Source organism: Paenibacillus sp. DMB5 (genome assembly GCF_001517085.1).
Taxonomy (GTDB): domain Bacteria; phylum Bacillota; class Bacilli; order Paenibacillales; family Paenibacillaceae; genus Paenibacillus_AQ.
The window spans coordinates 22,710-34,100 of sequence record NZ_LRAC01000011.1 but is presented as its reverse complement, the minus strand read 5'-3'; the positions used below and the strand labels follow the sequence as shown (position 1 = coordinate 34,100).

13 protein-coding genes are annotated in these 11,391 nt (G+C 51.3%); 9 read left to right on the top strand and 4 right to left on the bottom strand.

Translation table 11 applies throughout. The features are described 5' to 3' along the window. Positions 1 to 55 precede the first annotated feature (55 nt). The gene (locus AWJ19_RS02405; RefSeq protein WP_068721228.1) at positions 56 to 775 is read left to right on the top strand and encodes a glycosyltransferase; all 720 of its coding nucleotides are present in this window, start codon (positions 56 to 58) and stop codon (positions 773 to 775) included. On the opposite strand, the gene AWJ19_RS02400 is transcribed toward AWJ19_RS02405, so the two are convergent. The 3 genes from AWJ19_RS02400 to AWJ19_RS02390 all read right to left on the bottom strand — a co-directional run bounded on the left by AWJ19_RS02400 (position 770) and on the right by AWJ19_RS02390 (position 4,277). Beyond that, positions 770 to 1,489: a class I SAM-dependent methyltransferase gene (locus AWJ19_RS02400; protein ID WP_068721226.1), complete on the bottom strand. Its 720-nt coding sequence runs from the start codon at positions 1,487 to 1,489 to the stop codon at positions 770 to 772. The two genes, AWJ19_RS02405 and AWJ19_RS02400, sit on opposite strands and share 6 nt — an antisense overlap. Positions 1,490 to 1,605: 116 nt before the next feature. Then, positions 1,606 to 3,297: a M3 family oligoendopeptidase gene (locus AWJ19_RS02395; protein WP_068721224.1), complete on the bottom strand. Its 1,692-nt coding sequence runs from the start codon at positions 3,295 to 3,297 to the stop codon at positions 1,606 to 1,608. An 86-nt stretch (positions 3,298 to 3,383) separates the two neighbouring features. After that, a complete protein-coding gene (locus tag AWJ19_RS02390; protein WP_068721222.1) occupies positions 3,384 to 4,277 on the bottom strand; it encodes a LysR family transcriptional regulator in 894 nt (297 codons plus the stop codon). Positions 4,278 to 4,419: 142 nt separating this feature from the next. Between AWJ19_RS02390 and AWJ19_RS02385 the strand changes: the two genes are divergently transcribed. From AWJ19_RS02385 to AWJ19_RS02355, 7 genes are all read left to right on the top strand, one after another. Next, positions 4,420 to 5,457 carry an aminoglycoside phosphotransferase family protein gene (locus AWJ19_RS02385; RefSeq protein ID WP_157889924.1) on the top strand — a complete coding sequence of 346 codons (1,038 nt, stop codon included), beginning with the start codon at positions 4,420 to 4,422 and terminating at the stop codon, positions 5,455 to 5,457. A 400-nt stretch (positions 5,458 to 5,857) separates the two neighbouring features. Beyond that, on the top strand, positions 5,858 to 6,424 hold the full coding sequence (locus AWJ19_RS02380) for a YdeI/OmpD-associated family protein (protein WP_068721218.1): 567 nt from the start codon (positions 5,858 to 5,860) through the stop codon (positions 6,422 to 6,424). A gap of 47 nt (positions 6,425 to 6,471) precedes the next feature. Continuing rightward, positions 6,472 to 6,936 carry a DUF1801 domain-containing protein gene (locus tag AWJ19_RS02375; protein ID WP_068721216.1) on the top strand — a complete coding sequence of 155 codons (465 nt, stop codon included), beginning with the start codon at positions 6,472 to 6,474 and terminating at the stop codon, positions 6,934 to 6,936. 53 nt (positions 6,937 to 6,989) lie between these two features. Beyond that, positions 6,990 to 7,373: a DUF1801 domain-containing protein gene (locus AWJ19_RS02370; protein ID WP_068721214.1), complete on the top strand. Its 384-nt coding sequence runs from the start codon at positions 6,990 to 6,992 to the stop codon at positions 7,371 to 7,373. After that, positions 7,370 to 7,777, top strand: a complete 408-nt coding sequence (locus AWJ19_RS02365) for a metallophosphoesterase (RefSeq protein ID WP_068721212.1) — start codon at positions 7,370 to 7,372, stop codon at positions 7,775 to 7,777. Before AWJ19_RS02370 ends, AWJ19_RS02365 begins: the two co-directional genes overlap by 4 nt. Continuing rightward, positions 7,767 to 8,198: a hypothetical protein gene (locus AWJ19_RS02360; RefSeq protein ID WP_068721210.1), complete on the top strand. Its 432-nt coding sequence runs from the start codon at positions 7,767 to 7,769 to the stop codon at positions 8,196 to 8,198. The genes AWJ19_RS02365 and AWJ19_RS02360 overlap by 11 nt, the downstream gene beginning before the upstream one ends. Positions 8,199 to 8,459: 261 nt before the next feature. After that, positions 8,460 to 9,356 carry a GNAT family N-acetyltransferase gene (locus tag AWJ19_RS02355; RefSeq protein WP_068721208.1) on the top strand — a complete coding sequence of 299 codons (897 nt, stop codon included), beginning with the start codon at positions 8,460 to 8,462 and terminating at the stop codon, positions 9,354 to 9,356. A 99-nt stretch (positions 9,357 to 9,455) separates the two neighbouring features. Here AWJ19_RS02355 and AWJ19_RS02350 read toward each other — a convergent pair whose 3' ends face one another. Next, entirely contained in the window at positions 9,456 to 10,346 is an 891-nt protein-coding gene (locus AWJ19_RS02350; RefSeq protein WP_068721206.1) for a helix-turn-helix domain-containing protein, read from the bottom strand. Between the two features lie 128 nt (positions 10,347 to 10,474). Here AWJ19_RS02350 and AWJ19_RS02345 point away from each other — a divergent pair, with 128 nt between their 5' ends. Continuing rightward, on the top strand, positions 10,475 to 11,389 hold the full coding sequence (locus tag AWJ19_RS02345) for a nucleotidyltransferase (protein WP_068721204.1): 915 nt from the start codon (positions 10,475 to 10,477) through the stop codon (positions 11,387 to 11,389). The last annotated feature ends 2 nt before the right edge of the window (positions 11,390 to 11,391 follow it).

Sequence of the window (11,391 nt, the reverse complement as noted above, 5' to 3'; positions counted from 1 at the left end):
GGGCCCTGAACGGAGCTCATATGTTGAAGGGATAACAGGAGGGGAGAGAGGGGCAGTGGGAAAAGCGGCGGATAAGTATGTTAATGCAGTCTCCATTATCGTATGCACGAATCGCCCGGAATTTTTTGACAATCTGCTTGCCAATTACAAAAGACAGCAGGTCAAGCACAAGGAACTGATTATTATCCTTAACAAGGACAGCATGAAGCTGAAGGAATATCAGATGAGGGCAGGCTCCGGGCACAACATTTCGGTATTTAAGCTGCCGGAGTCCGTCTCGCTCGGCCAATGCCTGAACGGTGCCATCACCAAGGCGCGTTATCCGCTGATCGCCAAATTTGACGATGATGACTATTATTCCCCTTATTATCTGACAGAGCAGATCAGGGCGCTGAACCGTACCGGAAGTGATATTGTCGGCAAGCATGCCTGTCTTGTCTATCTGGAGGCAAGCCGCCAGCTGATCATCCGGTCGCCGAAGGAGCAGCGGAAGCCGGTGGTTTTTTTGCAGGGGGGTACGCTGCTGTTCAGGAAACAGGTGACCCGGCAGGTGCTGTTCCCCGACCGCTCGGTTGGTGAGGATGTTAACTTTCTCAGGCGCTGCAAAAGAAAAGGGTTCCGCACCTTCGCCACCTCCACATATAACTATGTCTATGTGCGCAGATCGGACAAAGGCAGCCATACCTGGAAGGCAAAGGATTATTTTTACCTGAAGGGCAGCGTTCCGGTGGCGGTAACCGGGAATTTCCGGAGCTTTGCCGACCGTGAGCTATAGCTGCGGTTTACGTGCCCGGATGAACAAAAACTGCGGTTTGCGCGTAAGCCTGTCGTAAGCAAGCGGTGCCTGCTGTCTGAAGGCTTCCGTGGGCATTGGCTCAAGCAGCTCTTCGAGGACAAATCCGGCATGATGTACTGCAGAAATAATCTCGTGCAGCGGGCGGCGGTAAAACTGGACCTTTACCTTGCCGTCAGGCGTATCCCATTCATCATTCAGCAGCTCGGTCAGGAAATAATTATCCTTATTAAAATGGGTGAAATCCATAAACGGATGATGCACAGAGAAGACCAATACTCCCCCGGGCTTCAGCGCTCTATGGAATTCGCTCATCACAGGGGCCCAGTCCTTGAGGTAATGAAGCGCCAGCGAAGAGAGAATAACGTCCTGCGAAGCATCCTTCAGAAATTCCAGCGGCTCATTTAAATCGGCTTGAATGAGCCGGGCTCTGCCGCCAACCCGTCTGCGGGTCATTTCAATCATCCGGGCGCTGAAATCAACAGCCGTAACCTTTGCCCCCATGCCAAGCAGCTGCTCTGTATACCAGCCTGCGGCACAGCCCGCATCGACAACGGATTTGCCTTCAACCGCAGGAAGTAACGACAAGGTGGCAGGACGTTCGTAATGGGCATTGTAGGGCTTGTTGTCTATATCGCGAAAATAGTATTCTGCCATTTCCTCGTATGAATGATGAGATACGGATTCCTTGTGCATGTCTGTCGCCTGCCTTTCCATGCTATTTAAATGGAAGAGTCCCGCACTCCGGCTTATTCCGGGAGGCGGGACTTTTCTGTTATGCCCGCTGGCTTATAGCAGCCAGTGAAGCTGTCTTACAATGCTTTGTCGTCGATTGAATCCAGCCAGCTCTCAATTTCACCGATTACGGAGCTGACGCAGCCGTCCTGGAACGGTGAGATGAGCCCGGCAAGCTTTACAAGCTCTACGAAAGACTTGCTGCCTCCGGCCTTGCAGAGCTGCAGATAGTCACTCCAGGCCTCCTCAAAGTTCTCGTTCGAACGTTTCCAGAACTGGAATGCGCACAGCTGGGCCAGAGTGTAGTCGATATAGTAGAACGGGGTGCGGAAGATATGCGACTGCTTATGCCAGAAGCCGCCCTGTTCCAGATAGCTGTTGCCGTCATAATCGCGGTGAGGCAGATATCTCTGCTCGATTTCCCGCCAGGCCTGCTTGCGTTCCTGCGGAGTCGCTTCCGGGTGGCTGTAGACGAAGTGCTGGAACTCGTCAACCGCTACGCCATAAGGGACAAACTCCAGGCTGCCGGCCAGATGGTTGAACCGGTATTTATCGGCATCCTCCTTAAAGAACAGATCCATCCATGGCCAGGCAATAAACTCCATGCTCATCGAGTGGATCTCAGCCGCCTCGTAGGTTGGGAAGGCGTATTCCGGTATGTTCAGGCCGCGGCTGGAATATACCTGGAACGCGTGACCCACTTCATGGGTCAGTACATCAATATCCTCTGAGGTTCCGTTGAAATTGGAGAAGATGAACGGCGCTTGGTACTTGCTTAAATAGGAGCAGTACCCGCCGCCTTCCTTGCCGCTTTTGCTCAAAAGGTCCATCAGCTCATTGTTCTGCATCATCGTAAAGAATTCGTCTGTTTCAGGCGAGAGCTCCCGGTACATTTTTGCACCATTAGCCACAATCCAGTCTGCATCCCCCTTTGGCGCAGCATTTCCGCTATTAAATACAAGGGATTCGTCATAAAATTTCAGCTTGTCCAGACCCAGCCGTTCATTCTGGCGCTGTTTCAGCTTCATTGCTACAGGTACAATCTGCTCCAGCACCTGCTTGCGGAAGTTGGCAACCATGCCGGCATTATAATCAGTCCGGTTCATCCGGTCATAGCCAAGCTCAACGAAGCTGGGGTATCCAAGCTTGTGGGCAATGCCTGTACGTACGGCGACCATCTCATCATAAATACGGTCAAAATCACTTTCGTGTGCTGCCATAAAATCATATTTGGCCTGGAAAGCTCGTTTACGCATATCACGGTCGGGCGACATCTCAAACGGTGTGAGCTGGGATAAAGTGCGTTCTTCGCCTTCAAACATAATTTTGGCTGAAGCGATGAGCTCGCTGTATTCGGTGGACAGCTTGTTCTCCAGCTGCAGATCCTCAATGATCTCCGGACTAAAGGTGCGGATTGAGATTTCAGCCAGGTCAAAGAGCTGGGAACCCCATTCCTGTTCGAATTCAGTCCTGTATTTGGACTTTACGAGTACTTTGTAGTAATCGGTTATGTACTCCTGGAGTATAGGTCCAACTTCATCAAAATAATTCCGCTCAGCTTTGTAAAATTCATCAAGGGTATTGATCGAGGCCCGGATGTAGGCCAGATTCAGCATGGTTTCAAATCCGCTGCGCAACTCATTCAGCGCGACGACTGAAGCTTTTTGCTCCTCCAGGCTGTCTGCCTCCAGTCCCTTAAGGAGTGCTGTGAATTCCTGCTTGAACTTGTCAATATCAGGACGTTCATAGGGATACTCTGTAAATTTCATAAAACAATCAACATCCTTTCTCTGCCAGATGAAGTATATTATACTATGTGGAAGAGAAAACCAAAACTCACAATTTTAAAAGAAATCTACCGGCAGGCTGCCTGCATCAGCTCGATCAGAAATCCGATAGGAGGGGACAGGTGGCGGTCACGGTTATAGGAATAATAGATTCTCCGCTGGTAATGGTATTCCGGAATAGACCGCATCATGAGCTTACCGGAGGCGACTTCTTCTGCGACGGCGAGCCGGGAAACGAATGATACATATCTGCCTCCCATCAGAGACTGCTTGATCGCCTCCAGGGAATCGAGCAGCAGAGGGGCATGGGGCTCGCAGCCGCAATCCTCGAACCATTTACTGGTGATCCGGCTGGTACTGGACTGGCTGCTGTGCAGAATGAATTTGGCCGCTGAAATCTGCGGGGCGCTCAGGCCGGCTTGACCGGCGAATTCATGAGTCGGAGCAAATACGAGCACAAGCTCGTCCTCGCATAATGACTGGCAGTGAAGGCTGGGCAGATAAAAGGATTCTGTTGACAGAATTCCCAGGTCCAGCTCCTGGTTCACCAGCATTTCCTTGATCACAGGCGAAGGCTTGACCGACAGCGATACTGTTGTCTCCGGATGCAGCTCACCGAACCTGCTGAGTATTTTGGGCAGGATATAGGTTGCCGGAACGTAGCTGGCCCCGACGCTGATCGTACTGCGGCCCGCTTGGCTGAACTCCTTCACAACCCGCTCTGCCTCGGTGGCCAGAGCATTGATTTTGACCGCATAATGAAGAAATGCTCTCCCGCTTTCGGTAAGAATCATTTTATCCATCCTTGGCTCGAACAGCTTCTCTCCAAGCTGCTGCTCCAGATTCTTCAGGTGGTAGGTTACTGTCGGCTGCTTTAGGCCGAGTACAGCAGCTACCGTTGTTATTTTCTTATGCTTATGCAAGAGCTCAACTATCTGGAGCTTGATTAAATTCAAATTCATTCCGTTCACTCCCCCGCGCTATTAGCTACAGGTTAACATAGAAAAATTCTATGAATGTTAAAACTGATGCATCAAAAAGTTAATGTCGCGCTAACATTCTGCAAATACACATATGTTGCGGTCGCTGAGCGGCCTAAACGAAATGAAAGGATCAATTACGATGGAAGCAACGAATTATAGGATTGATTTTGCGGCGCTGTGTGCCAAGTACAAGCTTGGAGCAGTTACCGGGGTACCTGAGCCGGTGGGCGGCGGTTTTCTGCACAGGATGTACAGGGTTGTTACTGATCGGGCGGAATATGCAGTCAAAGCGCTCAATCCCCAAATCATGCAGCGCAGCGAGGCAATGGGCAATATGATATTTGCCGAAAAGGTTGCAACGAAGGCCCTGGCCCAGGGGATCAATGCACTTCCGGCGATGCTGGACGGTGACAGCTGCATGTATGAAGCCGGCGGACAGTATTACCTGGTGTTTCCATGGCGGGAAGGAAAGTCCTTACCTGCTGGAACTGTCGATCTGGACTCCGCTGCGAAGATCGGTACGGTGCTTGCGGATATTCATACGGCGGATTTTGCTGATCTGCTGGCCGAGCTGCCGCAAGAAACATTCATACCGCCCGCAGTGGACTGGAAAGCTTATGCCGGACGGTCTATGCAGCTGCAAATAGAATATGCAGATAAGCTTGCCGGCGGTTACACCAGACTGCAGCAGTACGGACAGCTGGCAAGCGCTGCAGCGCAGGGCCTCCAATATGAACGGGTGATCAGCCACAGGGATCTGGATCCCAAGAATGTGCTGTGGACCGCTGACCGGCAGCCCCTCCTGATCGACTGGGAATCGGCAGGTGCTGTTCATCCGATGCAGGAGCTGGTTGAGGTGGCGTTGTACTGGTCGGGATTTGAGGCGGGTAATTCAAGCAAGGAGGCCTTTCAGCAGCTAATCAGGGCTTACCGGAATAACGGCGGAACCCTCTGCAGTAACTGGGAGGATGTGCTGAATCTCGGTTACCAGGGCAAGCTGGACTGGCTGGAATACAGCCTGAAACGTGCGCTCGGGGATGAATGTGCAGATAAGGCAGAGCAGGAGCTGGGGGCCAGTCAGGTTATCGGCACACTGGAATTGTTGGACGACTATGCGGCATTCATACCGCTTTGTCTGGAATGGCTGGCGGAAGTTTGAAATGTAGCGGATACACAAATGCTTGCGAGACGGGGGATGTTGATGTAAACACAAACACAAACACAAACACAAACACAAACACAAACACAAACACAAACACAAACACAATGCGTTATTACCAGCCTGATTCTGTAACATGCGCCGTTTATTTACCCAGTCTGACTCTGAACGAACACCGGCATAATTCCCAGCCACACTCCGTAACGGACCGTACAGCCGTTATTCATAATTGTATGCGCTTTCGTGCAGTCTAACGGACCGTAATGACCTTATTGTGTGCCTGGCGGGCAATAATAGGACGAAATGCTGCAGATAAGGTCATCCGGGTCCGTTAGCTTGTGGTAACATGAATGTAAGTTCGGATAAGGTCATCTGAGTCCGTTAGGAGTGAATGCACACTATGGAGATGGACAATCTATTAATATTAACAACACGTGAGGAGCTGCGCTGCTGGCTGCAGGAATATAGTTCAACGGAAAAAAGCTGCTGGGTTAGCGTAAGTATGACGCCTGCTCCGGACAAGCTGCTGTATCTGGATGCGGTTGAGGAGGCACTATGCTTTGGCTGGATTGACGGAGTCAAAAAAAGCTCTGAGCAGGGTGTCGTGCAGCGGCTGTCACCAAGATCCAAAAGAAGCTCGTGGACGGAGCTGAATAAAGAACGGGTCCGCCGCCTGGACAAGCTGGGGCTGATGAGTGAGGAGGGCAGACGGGTGCTGCCGGATATGGCCCCGGAATCTTTTGTGATAGATGAAGCAATTGAGCAGAGGTTAAAAGAGGACCCGGAGGTCTATGCGAACTTTCTGGCCTTCCCGCCGCTGTACAGCAGAATCCGGATTGATAACATACAAGGCTACAAGAAGCAGCCGGAGCTGTTCCGGAGCAGACTGGATAAATTCATTGCGAATACACGGGAGAACCGGATGTATGGGGCATGGCATGATAACGGGCGTCTGATTGATTACTGAATGATGCGGGCGATTAAAATAACCCGACTGACCGAGGAGGAGCAAACATGGAGTACAACGCCAGCAGTCCTGAAGAATATATCCGCCAGCTGCCGGAAGAGCGCCGGATAATGATTGCAAAGCTTAGAGACGTGATTCAGGAGAATCTCCCGGAAGGTTTTGCAGAGATTACGGGTTACGGGATTGAATATGTGGTTCCGCATGAGCTGTATCCGCCAGGGTATCATGTAAAGCCGGAGCAGCCGCTGCCGTTCATTAGCATAGCCTCGCAGAAAAATCATATCGCACTGTATCACATGGGTATTTATATGCAGCCTGAGCTGTTGTCCTGGTTCCGGGCGGAGTACCCGAAGCATATGAAGACCAAGCTGGATATGGGCAAATCCTGTATCCGTTTCAAGCCGGCGGGCAACATCCCTTATGAACTGATCGGCGAGTTAAGCCGAAAGCTTACAGTCACCGAATATATTCAGCTTTATGAGCGGGAAACTGCACATATGAAGAAGAAATAGTAGAGATGTATTTGATAGAACCGGGCTATTATTAATTTACGGAGGATGATGAAATGGACGCTGACAAGGCTACATTTGAGAACATCGACGATTATATTGGACAGGCCGCACCGGAGGTCAGGGAGCTTTTGGAGGAGATACGGAAAGTCATTCATGAAGCTGCACCCGAAGCCACCGAGAAAATCAGCTACCAGATGCCTACGTTTGACCTGCATGGAAATCTGGTACATTTTGCTGCGTTTAAAAAGCACATCGGATTCTATCCGGCACCGCGGGGAATTGAGGCTTTTAAAGACGAGCTGTCTGTCTATAAAGGAGCCAAGGGTTCCGTCCAGTTCCCGCTCGACCAGCCGATGCCCTATGACCTGATCAGCCGGATTGTGAAATTCAGGGCGGCAGAGAATATGGAGAAGGCCAAGGGAAAGCGGAAGGGATGATTCAATTCGATCTGATTTCCGATATTCATCTGGACTTCTGGCTCAGGCGCAAGGGACCGGCAGCGGAGGATAACGTGCGGGAGGTTGAACAGTTTGCAGAGCGTCTGTTGCCGCAGTCGTTGTCAGAGGTGCTCGTTATTGCCGGTGATCTGGGACACCGCAACCAGCAGAATGTGGAATTGCTGCTTGCGCTAAGACGGTATTATGCCAACATCCTGGTTGTGGCCGGGAACCATGATTATTATCTGGTGAACAGCAAGGAACGCTACAAGCTGCAGACTTCGATGAACCGCTGGTCGCAGATGAAGCTGCTGGGCACCGCCATTGAAGGGATTCACTATCTGGAAGGTGACATCTTTGAATGGAACGGTGTGCGTTATGGGGGGGGCAGGCATGTGGTATGATTTTTCCTATGGCATCAATGTACTGGGAAAAAGTCCTTCGGATATGCTGGATATTTGGTCCAATCAGCTGAATGACCGTAACTACACGATTGGAGCACCGCGGCGTCCGCTGGAATTCTTCCGGGAACAGAAAGAGAAGCTGGACCGGATTATTCATGACAGTGATGTAATTATTACACATGTCCCCCCGGACTGGTCTCATATTGCAGAAGAGCATGCTGCTGATCCGGTAAGCGGTTGTTATTATTTTGACGGCTCAGAGTATATTGCTGATGTAGACGGGAAGGTGTGGTGCTCCGGTCATGTTCACATTAACCATTCGTACAGGAAGGGCGGCTGCCTGTTCGTTAATAATGCCCTCGGCTACCCGAAGGAGTACAACCGTCCGCAGGGCAGAATAATCACTGTCAGCGTAGAATGATAAGCGATACATTGAATCAACTCCGGTTGGATTTTTTGTGCTGCTCCGGAGCGTGCCAAGGCGGCAGATGCCGCAAGAGGATAGAAGGGATAGTGAAAAAAGGCGAGACGGTATCCATTGTGCAGCTTGATTCGATTGTTAAAGTAATGCTGGGCAATTAGCGGTTCAATGTAAAGTTTATTTATAACAGAGTTGGGTATTTATTCAATTTGTTATTGCCCCTACAATAAGATTAGAAGAATTTGTAGGGAGGGTTTAGAGTTGAAGTATTATTATAGGGCTTATGAACGTACGGATATGCTGAAAGTCCGTCAGTTCCTGTCCGAGGCTTACGGCAGATTCAAACGGCCGAATAGCTGGCTGATTGCCCGCTGGGAATTCGAGATTTTCTTCTTTCAGCTAAGGGCAGGTACACTGCAGGATTGGGAACGGAATATCGGGCTATGGGAGGATGAGACCGGAAGGCTCGCAGCCGTGGTCAGCAAAGACGGCGACTTCTATTTCCAGCTGGATTCCGAGGATCCGCCGGACAGCCTTACCGGAGAAATGTTTGACTACATAGAAGGGAAGACTGGCCGGGAGCCTGCCGAATATTGCAAGCTGGCTATACCGAAATTCATGAGCAGCCTAGAAAGGCAAGCGCTGAACCGGGGTTACGAGCTGCTTTCGAATGAAAGCGACAGTGCAGTCTCCATTGTGCTTGACAAGGAGTTTCCGGTGCGCCTGCCGAATGGCTTCAAGCTATGCAGCGGGGAGGAAGTTTCCGATATTGCCAAGGCTGAGGGCCATATTATGGCGTTTAATTACCCGGGGACAAAGGGAGCTGAGCAGATGCTGCAGTTCTACGGCGGTATCCGCGAGGCGCCGGGCTACTCCCCAGAACTGGATCTGGCGCTGCTTAACGGGCAGGGGGAGGTCGTATCGTTCTGTAATGCTTTTGTGGATGAAGCTAACCGGATTGGTATGCTTGAACCGGTAGGCACTCATCTTCATTACAGAAAATGCGGGCTTGGCAAGGCGGTAGTCTATGAAGCACTGAACCGGCTGCGCTCCAAAGGAATGGTCAAGGCTTATACTGGTCCATACCAGCCTTTCTATGAACGGATCGGCTTCGTTCCGGAGGTTAAGCTGGGCGTGTGGCGCAAAAAAATGATCTGACTGTCAAGCCAGGCTCTGGACTCCGGAGCCTGGCTTGTTTGTGTCTAATACTGTCTGTGCCGGATGCTGCTCCGTTAGGCATTTACCCGACAGCTCTGTTCACAGCCCCGCAATCGGAAAATACAAATCACACTCGCAGTAATGCCTGTTGCCTTTGGCATAGTTAACAGATTCGTAGCTGAATTTCTCCTCCAGCTCAAACTGCACCGTCGGCATCCAGATTTCGAAGATATACCTCCAGATTTCACTCAGGGACTCGGCTGAGATTTCTTCAGGCCGGTGGAGACCGATATAGGTAAATACCCCGTATTTATGAGGCTTCGTGTGCCGCACATTCATATCCGGCGGGATGATGCTGCTCTGACTGATTTGCAGGGACGGCTGGAAAAAGGTCAGCCCCCGGAACGGCTCGGGGACAGCCGTGAACCCGATGTAGACATCCTTCTGCACCGGATTCAGAATCCGCTGGCGGTCCAGGGTGAAGAAGTTAACGCCAAGTCTGGCAGCATCCACAGCGTCGGCGCTGCGCCCGTCCTTCAGGGTATATTCCGGACCGGCAATCGAGAAGGAAGGGACCACGCTGATGGAGCGGAAGAAAACCAGTCCTTCTCCGGCGCGGCTCATAAATTCGGCATTGAACCGGTCGAGGATACTGAGCTGGGACGGGGATTTGCGCCATTTTGCCGGAGTGAGGCCGTACTCTTCCTTGAAGCTGCGGTTGTAGGTCCGTTCACAACTGAAGCCGTATTTATCCGCAATAAACTCAATGCTGGCCCGCTGGTTAAGCAGATCTCCGAGTGAGCTGGCAATCCGCCTTCTCCGCACATATTCCATAAGGCCGGTTGACGTTGCCCCCTTCCAGATGCGCAGCAGATGAAACTTGGAGACGTTAACATGCTCTGAAATATCGTCAAGGCACAGCGGCTCAAGCAGATGCTCTTCAATAAAATCTGTTGTCCGGTTAATGGTTTCCAGCAGGTAATGATCCATGCGTTCCTCCTGTACTTAGCAATTAGTGTCCGGTTTTGGGGAATGGATGAGGTGTATAATTCTACCATAAGCTCATAAAAGGGCAAGCGATTTCAATCATATTGTGATGATAGAAGGAGGAACGTAAGATGGAGGATAGGCTACTGCCTGAACTGCAGGAGCGTTACCGGGCTGCAACGGACAGCTTTGTGGACCGGGTGAAGGGCGACCCGAATGTCATTGCGGCCATTGTGTGCGGCAGCCTGGCTTACGATACGGTCTGGGAGAAAAGCGACATCGACATGACCCTGATCATCCGCGACCAGACGCTGCAGCAGAATGCATACTGTCTGGATGAGGACGGCATCATCATCAATGTACAGCTGTTTGAGCGGATCAGCTTTAAGCGGGGGATGGACCGGCTGCTGGGCGGCTCGATGCCGCAGTCGTATTTTGCCAAAGGACAGATGGTTTACAGCTCTGACGAGAGCCTGTATGACTATTTCGAAGACATGAGGCGGATGGGCAGCCAGGATATTGCGCGGTCGTTGCTGTGGCGGTCCTGTGAGCTGATTGATGTCTATCACAAATGCCAGAAATGGCTGACGGTGCGGAGGGACCACAGATACACCCAGTTTTTCCTCCTGAAAGCGGCTGATCTGATCGCCGGTATGGAGCTGTGTGCGCAAGGTGAGCCGCCGACCCGTGAAGCGGTTTTGAGCATGCTGGAGCGTTCCCCGGCGCAGCTGGCCCCCTTTTACCAGAATCCGTTGTCCGGGCAGTTAAGCGAAGCTGAACTATGGAGCGCCATACGGGAAATGGAGCAGGTGCTGGATCGCCATCTTGAAGCAATGAGCCGTCCGGTACTGGAATTTATGAGCGATCAGCAGGTTAAGACGATGACCATGCTGACCAAGCATTTTCATATGGAAGGGCATTATCTGATCAACATTCTGGACTATATGGCGGATAAGGGGATCATCGAGAAGGTGACTCAGACGATCCGCATTACATCCAAAAGCAAACTGGCGGCTGAGGAGATCGGCTTTTTGTACATACCATAACG